This window comes from Rahnella inusitata (assembly GCF_003263515.1).
In the GTDB taxonomy this organism is placed as follows: Bacteria; Pseudomonadota; Gammaproteobacteria; order Enterobacterales; family Enterobacteriaceae; genus Rahnella; species Rahnella inusitata.
This window is the reverse complement of the sequence record NZ_JYDE01000006.1, coordinates 68,733-88,021: the sequence shown is the minus strand read 5'-3', so window position 1 is coordinate 88,021 and position 19,289 is coordinate 68,733. Positions and strand designations below refer to the sequence as shown.

The window sequence follows — 19,289 nt, the reverse complement described above, 5'->3', positions numbered from 1 at the left end:
GGCTCCTTAACGTTTCGCCTGCCAGATCCGCTGCTGATAATCACGGATCGAACGGTCGGAACTGAACATCCCGACGCGGGCAGTGTTGAGAATGGTTTTACGCGTCCACTCCTGCTGATCGCGATACAGAACATCGATTTTCTGTTGTGCTGCGCAGTAATCCGCGAAGTCAGCCAGTACCAGATAAGGATCGCCGCCGTCCAGCAAACTGTCCAACATCAGGCTGAACGCCTGTTTGTCACCGTTGCTAAAGAAGCCGCTTTCCAGTTCTTTGAGGATCTTATCCAGATGCTTGTCTTTCTTACGCAGTTTGAGCGGATCGTAGCCTTTAGCCAGCAATGCTTTGACCTGATCGACGGTATTGCCAAAGATAAAGATATTGTCCTCGCCGACCTGTTCGGCGATTTCGACATTCGCCCCGTCGAGCGTGCCGACGGTCAGCGCGCCGTTAAGCGCCAGCTTCATGTTGCCGGTGCCTGACGCCTCTTTACCGGCGGTGGAAATCTGCTCGGAAACATCCGCCGCCGGAATCATCAGTTCCGCCACTGACACGCGGTAATCCGGAATAAACACCACCTTCAGGCGATCGCGCACCAGCGGATCGTTATTCACTTTTTCAGCGACCTGGTTGATGGCGTAGATAATATTTTTCGCCAGGTAATAGCCAGGGGCCGCTTTCGCGCCGAACAGGAACACGCGCGGCACCATGTCCATTTCCGGGTTATCACGCAGCTGACGGTACAGCGACAGAATATGCAGCAGATTCAGATGCTGACGTTTGTATTCGTGCAGGCGTTTGATCTGCACATCGAAAATCGCGTCCGGGTTCAGCGTCAGACCCATTGTGTGCTGAACATAGTCCGCCAGTTTGATTTTGTTCTCGCGCTTAATCGCCTGATAACGCTGACAGAATTTCTTATCGTCGGCGTAGCTTTCCAGCCCTTTCAGCGCATCAAGATCGTTCACCCACTCGGTTTTCAGCGTCTCGTCGATAAGCGATGACAGCGCCGGATTGCACTGTTTCAGCCAGCGACGCGGCGTGATGCCGTTGGTGACGTTATGGAATTTGTTTGGCCACAGCAGGTGATATTCCGGGAACAGATCTTTGACCACCAGCTCGGAGTGCAGCGCCGCGACGCCGTTCACCGCAAAGCCGCTGACCACGCACAGGTTCGCCATACGCACCTGTTTGTTCTGATGGACGGAAAGTTTTTCCCACACCGCTTTGTCGCCCGGCCACTGTTTTTCGACCACTTTTTTAAAGCGGGCGTTAATCGCTTTAATCAATGAGAAGTGGCGCGGCAACAGGCTGCGAACCAGTTTTTCATCCCAGCACTCCAGCGCTTCCGGCATCAGCGTGTGGTTGGTGTAGGCGAACGTCTGGCTGGTGATCGCCCATGCGGCGTCCCAGTCCAGCTGATGCTCGTCGATCAAAATACGCAGCAGCTCCGGGATGGCGATGGTCGGATGGGTATCATTAAGCTGGATCACTTCGAACTTCGGCAGATCCTGAATTTTGCGGCCAAGGAATGGTGGCGGCGCAGAATATCGGCAACCGAACAGGCGCACTGGAAATACTGCTGCATCAGGCGCAGGCGTTTTCCGGCCTCATGATTGTCGTTCGGATAGAGCACTTTGGTGAGCTTCGCAGCATCAATCCCTTTCTGCTCGGCCTTGAGGAATTCACCGTCATTGAACAACGTCAAATCAAACGGATGCACGTCGGTCGCCTGCCATAAACGCAGCGGCTGAGTGACGCCATTTTTATAACCCACCACCGGCAGATCCCAGGCTTCGCCACGCAGGGTGAACGCCGGATGCCACTGTTCCGCGCCCGCATCGTTCTTCGTCAGCTTGCCGCCAAACGCCACGTCCACTGACAGCGAACTGTTGTGGCTGAACCACGGATAGCTTTCGCGATGCCAGTTGTCCGGCGCTTCCTGTTGCTTGCCTTCGCTAAACGACTGGCGGAACAGACCGTACTGATAATTCAGACCATAACCGGTCGCCGGTTGTCCGACGGTCGCCATTGAATCAAGGAAACAGGCTGCCAGACGCCCCAAACCGCCGTTGCCCAGCGCCGGGTCGGTTTCCTGCTCCAGCACATCCGCAAGCTCTACGCCCTGCTCCTTAAGCGCCTGCTGCACGGTGTCGTACCAGCCGAGATTGATCAGGTTATTGGCGGTAAGCCGGCCAATCAGAAACTCCATCGAAATATAGTTAACGTGGCGCTGTGGCGTTTTCCCGGCCACCGGCGCAGGCTGCGCGCTCAGCTGCTCGGAGAGCGCGCCACTGGTCGCCTGCCACCACTGATGTGGCGTCATGTCCTGTGCCTGCTGCAAACCGAATCCCTGCCACTGGCGTTTTAGTGCGGCCAAAAATTGTGTCTTATCCAAAGTCACCTGCATCACATGCCTCTTTATATTCGGGAATTTGTAGGGAAGTACAATATTGATAATCACTATGCTGACGCTTGTGTCTGTGAGCAGCATCATCCCGCCAAAGATTAGACAGGGAGGAGAAACGGGGCGTAGTCGGAGGAGACGGGCTCTCAGGGTAGCCGTACGAAAAGTCTGATTGAAATTTGTGATACAGAGCAACTTAACGGCATGTAAAAACGTAACATTCTTGCAATCAATGTTTCAAAGGAGGACTTTAGAAAAAGTGATTAATTACGCGCTGTGAAATAATTAAACCGCCCCTCTGCTTACCGTCAAAAGAATCGAAAAAAATGCTGATCCCGTCAAAACTCAGCCGCCCGGTGCGGCAGCAAAACACAGTGGTTCGCGATCGTTTGCTGACGAAGCTCACGACTGCGCCTAATTACCGTCTTACGCTGGTCGCCAGTCCGGCAGGCTACGGCAAGACGACGCTGGTGGCGCACTGGGCGGCGGGGAAAAGCGATCTGGGCTGGTATTCTCTTGATGAAAGCGACAACCAGCCGGAGCGTTTTGCCAGCTATCTGATTGCTGCCGTACAGCAGGCCTGCGGCGGCCACTGCGTGAAAAGTGAGGGGCTGAGCCAGAAGCATCAGTACGCCAGTTTGTCCGCGCTGTTCGGGCAACTGTTCGTGGAGCTTTCCGACTGGCACCGGCCGCTGCTGCTGGTGATTGACGATTACCATTTGATTTCTAACGACGCCATCCATGAAGGCATGCGCTTTTTCCTGCGCCATCAGCCGGAAAATATTTCGCTGGTGGTGCTCTCACGCACTCTGCCGCCGCTGGGCATCGCCAATCTACGCGTGCGCGACCAGTTACTCGAGCTCAATGCCTCGCATCTGGCATTTACCCACCCTGAAACGCAGCAGTTTTTCGACAACCGTCTGAAAGACCCGATCGATCATGCCGACAGCAGCCGTTTGTGTGACGACGTCGCCGGATGGGCCACCGCGCTGCAACTGATCGCGCTCTCAGCACGCCAGTCCACCACCTCGACACAGCAATCCACCCAGCAGTCGGCGCGTAAACTCGCCGGGCTCAATGCCAGCCATCTGTCGGAATATCTGGTGGATGAAGTATTGGATCGTGTGGATGCCCCGACCCGTGATTTTCTGCTGCGCTGTTCATTACTGCGTTCGATGAATGATGCGCTGATCGTGCGCCTGACCGGCGGCGAAAACGGTCAGCAACGTCTTGAAGAATTAGAGCGTCAGGGGTTATTCATCCACAGAATGGATGACACCGGCGAATGGTTTAATTTCCACCCGTTATTCGCGACTTTCCTGCGCCAGCGTTGCCAGTGGGAACTGGCCGCACAACTGCCGGAAATTCACCGTGCCGCCGCTGAAGGCTGGCTGGCACAGGGGTTCCCGGCGGAAGCGATTCATCACGCGCTGGGCGCGGAAGACATTGATTTATTGCGCGATATTCTGTTGCAGCACGCCTGGGCGCTGTTTAATCAAAGCGAACTGGCGCTGCTTGAAGAGTGCCTGAACGCGCTGCCGTACGAACGCCTGATACAGAATCCTAAACTGGTACTGTTGCAGGCGTGGCTGGCGCAGAGTCAGCATCGCTATGCCGAAGTCGAAGCCCTGCTGGTGCGCGCCGAAAGCGAGATGCAGCAGCGCAATATCGTAATGGAACAGGATATGACCGCCGAATTTGATGCCCTGCGCGCGCAGGTGGCGATCAACGATGGGCGTCAGGATGAAGCGGAAAAACTGGCCGCCGACGCCCTGCGTTTCCTGCCCTATGAAAGCTATTACAGCCGCATCGTCGCCACCTCAGTGACCGGCGAAATTCAGCACTGCAAAGGCGATTTAACCCGCGCGCTGCCGCTGATGCAGCAAACCGAACAAATCGCACGGCGCTACGAAGCCTATCACTATGCCTTATGGGCGCTGCTGCAACAGAGCGAAATCCTGATTGCGCAGGGCTTTTTACAGGCAGCCTACGAGATGCAGGATCGCGCGTTCGAACTGGTGCGCGAGCAGCATCTCGAACAGTTGCCAATGCATGAATTCCTGCTGCGCCTGCGTTCACAGCTGTTGTGGTCATGGTCGCGCCTTGATGATGCCGAAGACGCCGCGCGAAAAGGCCTCGACGTGCTGACCAATTTCCAGCCGCAGCAGCAATTACAGTGTCTGGCGATGCTGGCGAAATGCTCGCTGGCGCGCGGTCAGCTCGACAACGCCCATCACCATTTACAGCGCTGTGAAACCCTGCTCAAAACTGGCCAGTATCATATCGACTGGCTGACCAATACCGACAAACCTCGCGTGATTTACTGGCAGATGATTGGTGATAAAGCCGCAGCCCGCCAGTGGCTGCAACAGGCGCGAAAACCGGACATGGCGGATAACCATTTCCAACAGGGACAGTGGCGTAATATTGCCCGGATGCAGATTCTGTTGGAGAAATTTGACGAAGCGGAAGTGGTGCTCGACGAGCTCAATCAGAACGCACGCCAGCTGCGCCTGACCAGCGATCTGAACCGCAATCTGCTGCTGAGCAATCTGCTTTACTGGCACACCGGCCGTAAGAACGACGCACAACGTGTGCTGATTGAAGCGCTGGGGCTGGCGAACCGCACCGGCTTTGTCAGCCATTTCGTTATCGAAGGGGAAATGATGGCGCAACAGCTGCGTCAGCTGATTCAACTCAACTTGTTGCCCGAGCTGGAACAGCGCCGGGCGCAGCAGATTTTGCGCGAAATTAATCAGCATCACCGCCACAAGTTTGCGCATTTCGACGAAGGTTTTGTGAATAAACTGCTGACTCATCCGCAGGTGCCAGAGCTTATCCGCACCAGCCCGCTGACCCAGCGCGAGTGGCAGGTGCTCGGCCTGATTTATTCCGGCTACAGCAACGATCAGATAGCCGGTGAGCTGGACGTCGCCTCTACCACCATCAAAACGCATATCCGAAATTTGTATCAAAAACTTGGCGTCGCGCACCGGCAGGAAGCGGTCCAGCAGGCCCAGCATCTGCTGCAGGTCATGGGCTACGGCGCGTAATACTTTCTTAAATGCAGTTCTTTGATAACGCACGGCCATGATTTGGCGGTGCGTTATACATAAAACGTATTAGCGAACAATTTCTGCTCATTCCCTCTGCTCATAAATAAAATCCAATGATATAATGTGACCCAAGTCACACTATTCAACTTAATTAATACCTCGATAAGCCCATTGCCCTCCTGTTTTTGCAGCCGTTTCGGCTGATGTTGGCGTCGCGCAACCGGCTGTAGTGAGTAAGGATTTTATCTATGGGTACATTAACCGCCGGCATCGTCATGATGCGCTGGGAATTACTGAGCGCTTTTCTGATGTTCTGCACCAGCCAGCTCAATATCGTTTGCCGCCAGTCGAGCCGCAATACGATGGCTTTCGTTTGTAGTGGTCTCGGCCTGACCGTGACCTGTTTCTTTGTCATGAGCCTGATGGGCATGACCTACAACGCCGCCGCCATCGCGCAATTCTGGTCAATGACCAAGGACGTATTTTTTGACGTGATGAGTAAAACCCCGACGGATATGCCTTTCTACTATTAATTCCGTTTTGTATTAATCCCGCTTTCGCCCGTCTTATTTTCGGGCAGAACCCCGTGTTCTGCCCGGTTCACTGTGCAAAAAAGCCTATCACCTGCGCGATTTAATCGCTCATTCCAGCACCGCATCTTCATCAAATCCTAATTGTTTGAAATTGCGCGGTATATCGAGCGTCTTTTTGTAGCCATCTGCCCGATTACCTGTAAATTGCGATCTGTCTCCACGAGTAAAAGATAATGTGTGGCCGGTCAAAACTATTGATTGCTAATAGTTGAACGGTCGTATTAGATTCTCACACTATACTTTTCTTAGAATGATCATTGATTTGTTTGCTTCAGGCTGCTGAATTTTCAATGTTTTGGCATCCCTGCTTATGGCTGAAGGAATTCCGATGAATACGCATCACATGCTTGGCGCGTTTGTATTACTGGTAAGCTCTGCTTCTGCACTGGCGGTTGAAACGGCAGGTATCCCCCAAAATCAGGTCAAAGAGCGCAATGCGTTCATTGCCGATCTGATGAAAAAAATGACCCTCGATGAAAAAATCGGGCAGTTGAATCTGGTGACCGTCGGGACGGATTATCCGAAAGAAGCCATCATGGCAGATATCCGCGCGGGCAAAGTCGGGGGCGTGTTTAACACCGTCACCAAACCCGATATCCGTCGGCTTCAGGATGAAGTGAAAAACAGCCGTCTGAAGATCCCACCTTTTTATGCCTATGACGTCGTTCACGGTCAGCGCACGATTTTCCCGATTAGCCTCGGCCTCGCCGCCAGTTGGGATATGAGCGCCGTCGCCACCAGCGCCAGGATTTCTGCCAAAGAGACCGCCGCCGATGGCCTGAACATGACCTTCTCACCGATGGTGGATGTCACCCGTGATCCACGCTGGGGGCGCGTTTCTGAAGGTTTCGGTGAAGACACCTATCTGACGTCGCGCCTTGCACATGAGATGGTCACCGGTTATCAGGGCAAAGACCCGTCAGGGCCAGACGCCGTGATGGCCAACGTCAAACACTACGCGCTGTATGGCGCTGTTGAAGGCGGCCGCGAATACAACACCGTGGACATGAGCCTGACCCGCATGTTCAACGACTATATGCCACCGTACAAAGCCGCAGTGGATGCGGGCGCGGGCGGCGTGATGATTGCGCTCAACAGCGTTAACGGCGTACCGGCGACCTCCAATACCTGGCTGCTGAAAGATATTCTGCGTGACGACTGGCAATTCAAAGGTCTGACCGTCAGCGATCACGGCGCGATCGGCGGCCTGGTCAAACACGGCGTGGCAGAAGACGATCGTCAGGCAGCGGCCATGGCGCTGAAAGCCGGTGTCGATATGGACATGGCCGACAACATGTACGGTAAGTATCTGAAAGGATTACTCGCCGACGGGCTGGTCAGCCAGAATGACATCGACCGTGCCGTGCGTGATGTACTCGCGGCCAAATGGGACATGGGCCTGTTTGTGGATGAGTACCGTCATTTAGGCCCGGCCTCCAGCGACCCGGCGGATACCAATGCCGAAAGTCGTCTGCATCGCACCGAAGCGCGTGAAGTGGCGCGTACCTCGCTGGTGCTGCTGAAAAACAACAACCAAACCTTGCCGTTGCACAAATCAGGCACCATCGCGGTGATTGGCCCGCTGGCTGACAGCAAACGTGACGTAATGGGCAGCTGGTCGGCGGCGGGTAAAGCCGCGCAGGCCGTGACCGTCCTGCAGGGCATGAAAGACGTCCTCGGCGATAAAGGCAACGTGCTGTACGCACGCGGCGCTAACGTCACCGACGATCAGGCCATGGTGGATTTCCTCAACTCTTACGACAAACAGGTCATCAACGACACGCGTAAGCCGCAGGACATGATTGACGAAGCGGTGAAAACGGCTGAGAAATCAGACGTTGTCGTCGCCGTCGTGGGTGAAGCGCAAGGTATGGCGCACGAAGCGTCCAGCCGTTCTGAACTGAACATTCCGCAAAGTCAGCGTGACCTGCTGAAAGCGCTGAAAGCGACCGGCAAACCGCTGGTCATCGTTCTGATGAATGGCCGTCCGCTGACCCTGACGTGGGAAAACGAAATTTCTGACGCGATGCTCGAAACCTGGTTCAGCGGCACCGAAGGCGGCCATGCAATTGCCGATGTGTTGTTTGGCGATTACAACCCGTCAGGCAAACTGCCAATGACCTTCCCGCGCGAAGTCGGCCAGATCCCGTTGTATTACAGCTTCCTTAATACCGGCCGTCCGTTTAATCCGCAGCACCCGGATAAATACACCACCCGCTATTTCGATATCACCAATGGCCCGCTGTTCCCGTTTGGTTATGGTCTGAGCTATACCGACTTCAGCGTCTCTGACGTAAGTCTGTCGACCACCACCATGGATGCCAAACATCCGCTGACCGCCAGCGTGACGGTGAAAAACACCGGTAAACGCAGCGGAGCGACCATCGTGCAGCTGTATTTGCAGGATGTCACCGCGTCTATCAGCCGTCCGGTGAAACAGCTGAAGAACTTCGAAAAGGTTGAACTGCAACCGGGTGAGGAAAAAGTCGTGACGTTTACTATCAATGAACCGGATTTGCGTTACTACAACGAACAGCTGAAATGGGCATCTGATCCCGGCAAATTCAACGTGTTCATTGGTCTGGATTCACAGAACGTTAAGCAAACCAGTTTCCTGCTGAAGTAATTTATCGAAAGTGATTTCCGGGTCGGAACCCAGGCCCGGAAATCGGTCAAAAGCCCGTTGAGCACTGACGGCGTACGGTAATTCGCGCCCCTGTGCTCAATGGCAATTTCTGTCCGCAGACTGGATATATAACGGACAGTTGCTAACCTTAATTTCAATGTGTTATGCCCTTTTGCCTTTATCCGCCGGATGCGGAGCGTTGCGAGTGGGCTCAACAGAGTAAGCTCCGTCTGTGCTGACTGTCGCCAGGTTCGCACAAAGCCGGCGTTTTGCGTTCTTTGCGGAGAAACATTCATGGTCGACTCACAAGATGCCTCCATCCTGTACCTGCATTTCGGTACGCCCCGCCCATACTGGCGACTGGGTTCAGACAGCAATGCACTGGAGTTATCTGCTGAGAAAGGCATCGTCAACGTCGCCATCTCCCTGACGCAATGGCAGGCAGGAAAGATCCGACAACTGACCGGGATCACCTCAAGTTTCACGCTGGACATTACGCTGTTCGGATCCTCCGTTCGCCTGTATCTGGTGGGCCGCAAAATTGACAGTCAGGTCTGGGCGGGCACCGCATCGGCATATCAGGACACCGAATCCGTCGCACATGATTTAGAAGTCGGGCTGACGTTTGCCGAACAGGTGGTTTCTGAGGCGAATTCCGTAATCGTGATTATCGATCAGGAAGGCAAAATCCACCGTTTTAACCGGCTGAGCGAAGAGTACACCGGCCTGCGCGAAGTCGATGTCATCGGGCGCAGCGCATACGATTTATTCATGTCGATGGAAGAAGGTCTGGCCTCACGCCAGAACATCACCAGCTTCTTTCAGCATCAGCAATCCTATGAAGTAGAACGCTGGATCAACACCGTTAAGGGCCAGCGTCTGTTTCTGTTCCGCAATAAATTCGTCCACAGTGGCAGCGGCAAGCAGCAAAAATATCTGATCTGCTCGGGGTCTGACATTACCGACGAACGTAAAGCGCAGGAACGGTTACGCGTTCTCGCCAATACCGATCTTGTCACCGGCTTCGCCAACCGCAACGCGTTGCAGGAATCTCTGGCCACCGCGCTGAAAGACCGGGGGGAGAATAAAGTCGGGCTGATTTATCTTGATCTCGATAACTTCAAAAAAGTGAACGATGCTTACGGGCACATGTTTGGTGACCACCTGCTGCGCGCGGTATCCGATGCCATACAGGATTGCCTCTCAACCAACGATAAGCTTGCCCGGCTCGGGGGCGATGAATTTATTATTCTCAGTACCCACGCTGAAATCAAAACGCTGGAATCGCTGAGCCAGCGGGTTTTACATCGTCTGAGTATGCCGTTTCGCATCGGACTTATCGAAGTGTATACCGGCTGTTCCGGCGGGATCGCCCTCTGCCCGGAACACGGCATCGACGGCGATACTCTGCTGCAAAACGCAGACACCGCCATGTACGTGGCGAAGGAAAAAGGCAAAAACTCTTACTGCGTTTTCTCGCCGGAAATGAATCAGAAAGCCGCCGAATATATGTGGCTTGACACACATTTGCGAAAGGCGCTGGCCGATAAAGATCAGCTGGTGCTCTATTACCAGCCGAAAGTCTCGCTGTACGGGGCGGTCAACAGTGTCGAGGCTCTGCTGCGCTGGCAGTCACCGGAACGCGGGCTGATTCAGCCGCAAAGCTTTATCCCTTACGCCGAAGAATCCGGGCTTATCACACCGCTCGGCAAATGGGTGATCGAAACCGCAACACGTCAGGCAACGGAATGGCAGAAAAAAGGCCTCAATCTGCGGGTGGCGGTGAATCTTTCAGGCCGTCAGCTTAATAACGGCTCCTTTATCACCACGCTCGCCGAAGCGATGAAAGCCTCGGGCATGAAGGGCTGCCTGATGGATTTTGAGCTGACAGAAAGCTGTCTGGTAGAAGATGAAAATGCAGCCGTGGCGATGATCAATCAGCTGCACAAGCTGGGTGCGCAGGTGCATCTGGATGATTTCGGAACCGGGTACTCTTCACTGTCACAGCTGGCGCGTATTCCGCTGGACTGCATCAAGCTGGATCAGAGCTTTGTTCGTGGGATCAATGACGATCCGGTTTCGCAGGCGCTGGTTCGGGCGATTGTGGCGGTGGCAAAAACATTGCAACTGACCGTCGTGGCAGAAGGCGTGGAAACAGCGGAAGAAGAGAAGCTTATCGATGAAATCGGGGTAGACAGCAAACAGGGCTTTCTTTACGCCAAGCCAATGCCCGCGATTGAGCTGGAGCACTGGCTTGATGATAAAAACGTTGCTTCACCCAATGTTTTTAAACATAAAGCAAAACAGAAATAGCGCCAGTGACGGGCTTTTTCTGCCTGCTGCTAGCCGGTTTTACGCAAGGACGCCGTATGCCGGTTTTGCAGCATGACCAGCCGCTCCATGTAACTCAGATCCTTCTCCTCCAGCGTAAATGCGGCATCCACCCAGTCCTCCGTGATATCCATCAGTTCCGAGCGCGATAGCTGCAACACACGCTGACGCGCCCGGATCATCGCCCTGATCCCGTTGAGCTTGGGCCGCAACGTATCCATAAAGGTACGGGTGGCGTTGAATGCCTCACCGGGCTGGAACAAGATATCGACTAGCCCCCGGCTTTCAAACCACTCCGCCGTATGCGATTCGCCGGTGGTAATCAGCTCCTCCGCGAGCCGCATGCCGGCTTTTCGTGACACCAGTGAATAACCGCCCATGCCGGGGAACAGGTTAAACGCGATTTCCGGGAACCCCATGCGGGCCGTGTTCTGCGCCAGCACGTAATGGTGCGCCAGCGCCGCTTCAAACCCGCCGCCAAGCGCGGTTCCCTCGATCATCGATAAACTGATAGCACCGACATCAAATCCGCGCGCAGCGGCGTGTACGCAGTCCACACAGGCTCTGGCGTAGGCACGCAACGCTTCGCGCTTATTATTGACGATAGAATCCACAAAGAAGCTGAGATCACCTCCCACGTTATACATGTTGGGCACCAACGAACCGGTTACCCAAAAATCGAAACGCAGCCCGGACGCTTTCGCGGCGTAGGTGAGCGTCATGATGTCTTCGATAAGCTCCTGATTAAAACAAGGACGTGGATAAGACCTGAGCATCATCCACATGACATTACGGCCTTCTTCATAATAGGCAGCAATTTGCGACAAATGCCCGGCTTCGGTAAACGGACGGCAGGCTGTATGGTCAATAAGATTCATAGTATATATCCAGGTTAGAATTGAAATTTAGGGTGAAGCAGCTCCAGCCTAGTCCAGCTCTAACCCGAACTGAATCGATTCCAGTTGTTTTTATAAGATTATTCCTAACGAGCATGAGTCAGGAAAAAAATGTTAAAAATAAACAACCTGCATCTAATCAATGTTGTGTAAAAACAGTGAAAGAATCAATTTCTCTGCTACAACGTAATAATTCGCCTCCTCAGTAATATTCTTTTTAATTAAATAAACCCGATTAATAATATGAGGAAGCGTAAATAAACCTTCCCGATTTTAGCCAGAGTGATATGCGTCACAATCATTGCGCAGCCGCTTTCCAATTCTTCCGCCACCCGCTAAATTGAATTCATCTCCTCCGACCACTTAAGAGAATTCCATGACTGAACGCGCTTCGCCGTTTTATCCGCACCTGCTGGCGCCGCTGGATTTAGGTTTTACGCAGCTGAAAAACCGCGTGCTGATGGGTTCCATGCACACCGGTCTTGAAGAACTTGAGGACGGGCCGGAGCGGCTGGCGGCGTTTTATGCCGAGCGCGCGGCGGCGGGGGTCGGGCTTATCGTCACTGGCGGCATTTCGCCCAATGCGCAGGGCGTTGTCTATCAGGGCGGTTCGATTCTGGCCGAACAGGAGCACATCACACATCACCGCATGGTGACTCGCGCGGTGCATGCCGCCGGGGGCAAAATTGCGCTGCAAATTCTGCATGCTGGTCGCTACAGCTATCAGCCCAATCCGGTTGCGCCTTCTGCCCTTCAGGCACCGATTAACCGCTTTACGCCTCATGCGCTGACCGAAGAAGAGATCGACACCACGCTGAAAGATTTCGCCCGCTGCGCTCTGCTGGCTAAAGAGTCTGGCTATGACGGTGTTGAAATCATGGGCTCGGAAGGCTATCTGATTAATCAGTTTCTGGCTGCCAGAACCAACCAGCGCACCGATCGCTGGGGCGGCAGCGCGGAAAATCGCATGCGCTTTGCGACAGAAGCGGTGCGCCGCGTGCGCGAAGCGTGCGGGCTGGAATTCATCATCATTTACCGCCTGTCGATGCTGGATCTGGTGGAGGAAGGGTCGGACTGGCAGGAAGTCGAAATGCTGGCGCAACGCATTGAGCAGTCCGGTGCGAGCATCATTAATACCGGTATCGGCTGGCACGAAGCGCGTATTCCCACCATCGCCACCATGGTGCCACGTGCCGCATTCAGTTGGGTAACGCAAAAGCTGATGGGCAAAGTCGGCATTCCGCTCATCACCACCAACCGCATTAACGATCCTGATGTGGCGGAGAAAATCCTCGCCGAAGGCTGCGCCGATATGGTTTCGATGGCGCGCCCGTTTCTCGCCGATCCGGCGTTTGTCGAGAAAGCCGCACAGGGTCGGGCGGATGAAATTAATACCTGCATAGGCTGCAATCAGGCGTGTCTGGATCAGATTTTCGTCGGCGAAGTGACGTCCTGCCTGGTTAATCCGCGCGCCTGCCATGAAACGCAGATGCCGGTGACCCGCGCGGCAGCGCCTAAACGCCTCGCCGTGGTCGGCTCCGGCCCTGCCGGTCTGGCTTTCGCAACGACTGCCGCCAGCCGCGGACATCAGGTCACGCTGTTCGAGGCTCACCGTGAAATTGGCGGTCAGTTTAACATTGCTAAACAAATTCCCGGCAAAGAAGAGTTTTACCAGACCCTGCGCTATTACTCACGCCAGCTGGCGTTACTCGGTGTGACGGTGCGCCTTGGCGAAACCGTCAGCGGCAACAAGCTCATCGGCTATGACGAGGTGATCCTCGCCTGCGGGATCTCGCCGCGTTTGCCAGACATTCCTGGTATCGATCACCCGAGCGTGCTGACCTATCTCGACGTGCTGCGCGATAAAAAACCGGTCGGCAGCCGCGTGGCGATTATCGGTGCAGGCGGGATTGGTTTTGATACCGCCGAATACCTGATCCACAACGGCCCGTCATCAAGCCTCAGCAGCCGCGCGTTCAGTCATGAATGGGGAATCGATCAGTCGCTCACGCAGCGCGGCGGCCTTGCGCCACAAGGCCCGCAGCCGGAACCGGCAGCGCGGGATATCGTGCTGCTGCAACGCAAAACCACCAAAGTCGGCGCAGGACTCGGTAAAACCACCGGTTGGATCCACCGCGCCAGCCTGTTGCAGCGCGGCGTGAAAATGCAAAATGGCGTCAGCTACGAGCGCATTGACGATGCCGGATTGCATCTGATCATGAATGGCGAACGGGTGTGTCTGGCGGTGGATAACATCATCATTTGTGCCGGACAGGAACCGCAGCGCGCGCTGTATCAGCCTTTGCAGGAAGCCGGAAAAACCGTGCACCTGATTGGCGGGGCCGACGTTGCGCTCGAACTTGATGCCCGCCGGGCCATAGAACAAGGCACCCGGCTGGCGCTGGCAATCTGAGAAAGTACAGACGAAAAAAAAGCCGCGTGAGCGGCTTTTTTATTGAGAATGTCATTCAAATCAATGCTGCGACGCCGTCTTCACCGCACGCAGAATCACGAACTTCTGGTTGGTGGCGATGGTGGTGCAGTTACCGAACAACCGGCGCAGTTTCTGGTAGTAATCAAGATGACGGTTGCCGACGATACGCAGTTCACCGCCGGTTTGCAGGCAACGTTTGGCATCACAGAACATACGCCATGCGGTGTCATCACTGACCACGGCGCCCTGATGGAATGGCGGGTTACACAGCACCGCGTCCAGCGTTTCGCGCTCAACACCGGCCAGCATGTTATTCACTTCGAAATGACAGCGGCTGACATCCTGCGGCAAATTGTTTTCGACGTTGATGCGGCTCGATTCCACCGCCATGTAGGATTCATCCACGAACAGCATTTCGGCATCCGGGTTCAGTGCCAGCGCAGTCATGCCGATCACGCCGTTACCGCAGCCTAAATCCACCATACGCCCTTCAATACCTTCCGGCAGGTGTTGCATAAAGAAACGTGCGCCGATATCCAGACCGCCACGTGAGAACACGTTCGCGTGGTTGGAAATGCGGAATTCGGTTTCATCCAGCGCCCACTCTGCGATCACCGGTTCGGCTGCCTGCGCAGGCAGCGTCGCTTCACAGTGGATCAGACGCGCTTTTTTCCACGCCAGACTGGTTTTGGTCGGGCCAAGAATTTTCTCGAACAATTGTAGCGTCGAGGTGTGGATATCACGGGCTTTCGCCGCGGCGATGATCTGCGTCTCAGGCGTTACAACTTCGCGCAGGGCCAGCAGTTGCTGTTCCAGCAGCGCCAGCGTTTTTGGCACTTTGATGATGACCAGACCCGGATTGATCGGCAACGGCACCAGGCTGCTTTGCGCGGCCACGGCGTCTTCATCAAACCCGTTCAGACGCAGGTTATGGCGCGTCGCCAGCTGGCTCATGAAAGAGTCATTGATGCTGGTTGGATTGAACTCCTGTAACGCACAGGCCAGCGCACCAAACGCATCGTTGAAAATCAGCAGCGGACGGCCATTGAGCTCAGCGGTGTTCAGGGTTTGCAGCAGATACTCATCGGCCGCTTCCCAGGCCTGCAACTGCGTTGCCGCTTCGTCCTGCGGATAACGTTCCAGACTCAGTTGCAGCAACTGACCACCTACTTCGGTTTCGAATTGGCTCATTGGCCCTCCTCAATATTCAATTTGCGCTGTTTATCCCCTAAATTGGGCTATCAGTAAAATGTTTTTTCAGTTAAAAAGGGGTTTATCTGCCGGATCCCTGCGATCGCGCCAAAATCCATGCTTATCGCTGCGGCACCTTTTTCCCGTCAATAAGAGACAAAGCAACCAGTTATGCCTGAATTGACCTATCTGCAAGGCTATCCCGAGCATCTTCAGGCTCAGGTGCGTCAGTTAATCGACCAGGAACGTTTAGGTAAAGTATTACTGACGCGATATCCGCAACCGCACGAGCTGACCACCGATAAATCGCTCTATCAGTATACGCTGGACCTGAAGAACCAGTTTCTGCGCAGTTCATCGCCGTTAAGTAAAGTGGCCTACGACAACAAAATCCACGTGATGAAACACGCGCTGGGGCTGCACACCGCCATATCGCGCATCCAGGGCGGTAAGCTGAAAGCCAAAGCGGAAATCCGCGTCGCGACCGTCTTTAAAAGCGCGCCGGAAGCCTTTCTGAAGATGATCGTGGTGCACGAACTGGCACATCTGAAAGAAAAAGATCACAACAAAGCATTCTACAGCCTGTGCTGTCATATGACGCCAGACTATCATCAGTTAGAATTCGATACGCGCATGTACCTGACGCATCTGGAAATATTCGGTAAGTTGTACCAATAATAATTCACTACCAACTATAGGGATTTCTCATGATTCGGTTTGCGGTAGTCGGAACTAATTGGATCACCCAACGCTTTATTGATGCTGCGCACGAAAGCGGCAAGATGAAACTGACGGCGATTTATTCACGTACGCTGGAAGGTGCCAAAAAGCTGGGTGAGGATTATCCGGTCGGGCACTTCTTTGATTCACTGGACGAAATGGCCGCCTCTGATGTCATTGACGCCGTGTATATCGCAAGCCCGAATTCCCTGCACTGCCAGCAGTCGCTGTTGTTCCTGCGCCATAAAAAACACGTGATTTGTGAAAAGCCGCTGGCCTCCAATCTGGCCGAGGCTGAAAGCCTGATAGCCTGCGCGAAAGAAAATAACGTCGTGCTGTTCGAAGCGTTTAAAACGGCCTATCTGCCAAATTTCCTGCACATGAAGGGCGCGCTGAACCGCATTGGTAAGCTGCGTAAAGCTATTTTCAACTACTGCCAATATTCGTCACGTTATCCGCGTTATCTGGCCGGTGAGAACCCGAATACCTTTAATCCGGCGTTTTCCAACGGATCAATCATGGATATCGGCTATTACTGTCTGGCCAGTACCATCGCGCTGTTTGGCGAGCCGGAGTCGGTCACTGCCACGGCGACCCTGCTGGAAAGCGGCGTGGACGGTCAGGGCACGGTGATCCTGGCGTATGCCGACGACTTCGAAGTGGTTATCAACCATTCCAAAATCAGCGATTCCCATCTGCCGAGCGAAATTCAGGGCGAAGAAGGCACCTTGCAGATGGAAAAACTGTCCGAATGCCAGACGCTCAGCCTGACGCCGCGCGGCAGCCAGAAGCTGGATCTGACGCAGCCGCAGCACATCAATACCATGCTGTATGAAGCGGAAACTTTTGCAATTCTGGTGGATAACCAGTTTGTCGCCCATCCGGGGCTGGAAGTGTCGCGCATCACCGCCAAAGTATTGACGGAGATCCGCCGTCAGACCGGTGTGGTATTCCCTGCTGACCATCAGCCTTAACCTTTGTCGCAATTCGGGAGTCACCGATGACTGCATCCAGTCCGAAGCCGTTGTTGATTTTGCAAACCGGTCACGCACCGGAGCCTATCCGTCGTGCGCACGATAATTTCCCGCAGATGTTTATTCGTCAGGGCGATATCGATCCGCAGCAGGTGGTGATTGTCGATTTACAGGCTGGTGAACGCCCGCTGCCGCCAGACCAGTATTGCGGTGCGATTATTACCGGTTCGCGCAGCATGGTGACCGAGCATCTGGCGTGGAGCGAGGAGGCTGCAGACTGGGTACGTCTGGGCATGTTGCAGGAATTGCCGATGTTTGGCGCCTGCTACGGACACCAGCTGATGGCCTACGCGCTGGGCGGCGAGGTGGATTACCATCCGCAGGGCATTGAAGTCGGTACCCACGAGGTCACGCTGACGCCCGCCGGGCATCTCGATCCGCTGGTGTCGCAGCTGCCGGCGCAGTTCGCCGCGAATCTTATCCATCTGCAAACCGTGGTGACGCCCCCGGCGAGGGCGACGGTTCTGGCGAAAACGCTGCACGATCCGCATCAGATCTTGCGCTACGGCCCGAATGCTATCAGCACGCAGTTCCATCCTGAATTCAGTCTGGCGGTGATGAAAACCTATCTGTCGTGGCTCGGCTCCATTGCCGAAGACGACAGCGTGGACTTTACCCATCAGGCTCAGCAACTTAGCGAAACACCGCTCAGTCAGGGATTACTGCTGGCCTTCGTCGGCGCGCTGGGTAAGCGTCAGGCGCTGGCGGGTTAATGTGCAAAGATATGTCAAAATGTTGACAGCAGTAACACTTTGAATTAATTTTCAACCTGCAAAGGGGAGTAACTTCTTCGTCGGATAATCGTCATTACGGTGTCTGGACCCGCGTTAAAACGCCGTCTCAGTCACCCGGTTACCGGGGCAAAAAATCTTTTTAAAAGAGGATTTTTTGTAAGTGAGACCTTGCCGGAAGGCGAGGTTGCTTATAGCTCAGAGAGAGCGGCTAACGTCTTCCGACGCTGGCCGTTTTTTTTTGATGTTTTTTCGGAGGACAACGTAATGATGAATTCAGTGGGCAACCCGATGTTGTGGGGCGCGTTTGCTGTGGTGGTGGTGATTATGCTCGCCTTCGACCTGCTGTTGCAGGGGCGCAAAGGTGCGCAGGTCATGACCATGAAAAGTGCGGCCATCTGGTCGCTGGTGTGGATTGGACTGTCGCTGCTGTTTAACTTCGGCTTCTGGTGGTATCTCAACGGCGAAGTCGGTCGCGAAGTGGCGGACGCGCAGGCGACCATGTTCCTGACCGGTTATCTGCTGGAAAAAGCGCTGGCGGTGGATAACGTCTTCGTCTGGCTGATCCTGTTCAGTTATTTCTCCATCCCGGCAAACCTGCAACGCCGCGTACTGATTTACGGCGTGCTCGGCGCCATTGTTCTGCGTACCGGTATGATTTTCGCCGGCAGCTGGCTGGTCGGTCAGTTTAGTTGGATCCTGTACGTCTTCGGCGCGTTCCTGCTGTTTACCGGCATCAAGATGGCGCTGACCAAAGAAGACGACGGCGAGGTCGGTGAGAAACCGATGATCCGCTGGCTGCGCAGTAAAATGCGTATGACCGATGAATTGCATGGCGAGAAATTCTTCGTGCGCCGCAACGGTATTTTGTTTGCGACACCGTTGCTGCTGGTGCTGATTATGGTCGAGCTGAGTGACGTGATTTTCGCAGTCGACAGCATTCCGGCGATCTTCGCCGTGACCACTGACCCGTTCATCGTGCTGACGTCGAACCTGTTTGCGATCCTCGGCCTGCGTGCGATGTACTTCCTGTTGGCGGGCGTGGCAGAACGTTTCTCGATGCTGAAATACGGTCTGGCAGTGATCTTAATTTTCATCGGTATCAAGATGCTGCTGCTCGACGTGTTCCACATTCCGGTGGGCGTGTCGCTTGGCGTGATCGCTACGATTCTGATCGTCACCCTGCTCATTAATACCTGGGTGAACCGTCGCAACGATCGTCAGAAAGCCGGTCATTCGTAACGACAGATTGAATAAAAAGCGCGGCCGCTT

General features: G+C 54.5%; 11 protein-coding genes and 1 pseudogene. 9 read left to right on the top strand and 3 right to left on the bottom strand.

Features of this window, described 5'->3' with window-relative positions:
* Positions 1–6: 6 nt before the first annotated feature.
* Positions 7–2,408, bottom strand: a pseudogene (gene malP / locus TU92_RS03785) (maltodextrin phosphorylase).
* A 323-nt stretch (positions 2,409–2,731) separates the two neighbouring features.
* On the opposite strand from malP, the gene malT reads away from it, so the two are divergent.
* From malT to pdeR, 4 genes are all read left to right on the top strand, one after another.
* Entirely contained in the window at positions 2,732–5,458 is a 2,727-nt protein-coding gene (gene malT / locus TU92_RS03780; protein ID WP_112164627.1) for an HTH-type transcriptional regulator MalT, read from the top strand.
* 251 nt (positions 5,459–5,709) lie between these two features.
* Entirely contained in the window at positions 5,710–5,994 is a 285-nt protein-coding gene (locus TU92_RS03775) for a YjcB family protein (RefSeq protein WP_112164626.1), read from the top strand.
* A 388-nt stretch (positions 5,995–6,382) separates the two neighbouring features.
* Positions 6,383–8,680: a beta-glucosidase BglX gene (gene bglX / locus TU92_RS03770; protein WP_112164625.1), complete on the top strand. Its 2,298-nt coding sequence runs from the start codon at positions 6,383–6,385 to the stop codon at positions 8,678–8,680.
* Between the two features lie 294 nt (positions 8,681–8,974).
* Complete coding sequence (gene pdeR / locus TU92_RS03765) at positions 8,975–10,993, top strand: cyclic di-GMP phosphodiesterase (protein ID WP_112164624.1); 2,019 nt, start codon at positions 8,975–8,977, stop codon at positions 10,991–10,993.
* 29 nt (positions 10,994–11,022) lie between these two features.
* On the opposite strand, the gene TU92_RS03760 is transcribed toward pdeR, so the two are convergent.
* On the bottom strand, positions 11,023–11,889 hold the full coding sequence (locus TU92_RS03760; protein WP_112164623.1) for a crotonase/enoyl-CoA hydratase family protein: 867 nt from the start codon (positions 11,887–11,889) through the stop codon (positions 11,023–11,025).
* A 394-nt stretch (positions 11,890–12,283) separates the two neighbouring features.
* Here TU92_RS03760 and TU92_RS03755 point away from each other — a divergent pair, with 394 nt between their 5' ends.
* A complete protein-coding gene (locus TU92_RS03755) occupies positions 12,284–14,320 on the top strand; it encodes an NADPH-dependent 2,4-dienoyl-CoA reductase (protein WP_112164622.1) in 2,037 nt (678 codons plus the stop codon).
* 60 nt (positions 14,321–14,380) lie between these two features.
* On the opposite strand, the gene rlmG is transcribed toward TU92_RS03755, so the two are convergent.
* Positions 14,381–15,532: a 23S rRNA (guanine(1835)-N(2))-methyltransferase RlmG gene (rlmG, locus tag TU92_RS03750; protein WP_112164621.1), complete on the bottom strand. Its 1,152-nt coding sequence runs from the start codon at positions 15,530–15,532 to the stop codon at positions 14,381–14,383.
* 171 nt (positions 15,533–15,703) lie between these two features.
* On the opposite strand from rlmG, the gene TU92_RS03745 reads away from it, so the two are divergent.
* From TU92_RS03745 to TU92_RS03730, 4 genes are all read left to right on the top strand, one after another.
* Positions 15,704–16,210 carry a M48 metallopeptidase family protein gene (locus TU92_RS03745; RefSeq protein WP_056782395.1) on the top strand — a complete coding sequence of 169 codons (507 nt, stop codon included), beginning with the start codon at positions 15,704–15,706 and terminating at the stop codon, positions 16,208–16,210.
* A gap of 29 nt (positions 16,211–16,239) precedes the next feature.
* Positions 16,240–17,226, top strand: coding sequence for a Gfo/Idh/MocA family protein (locus tag TU92_RS03740; RefSeq protein ID WP_112164620.1), 987 nt, complete (start codon positions 16,240–16,242; stop codon positions 17,224–17,226).
* Positions 17,227–17,252: 26 nt separating this feature from the next.
* Positions 17,253–17,999, top strand: a complete 747-nt coding sequence (locus TU92_RS03735) for a glutamine amidotransferase (RefSeq protein ID WP_112164619.1) — start codon at positions 17,253–17,255, stop codon at positions 17,997–17,999.
* A 285-nt stretch (positions 18,000–18,284) separates the two neighbouring features.
* Positions 18,285–19,259 (top strand): TerC family protein, encoded by a 975-nt coding sequence (locus tag TU92_RS03730; protein WP_112164618.1) that lies wholly within the window; start codon positions 18,285–18,287, stop codon positions 19,257–19,259.
* Positions 19,260–19,289 lie beyond the last annotated feature (30 nt).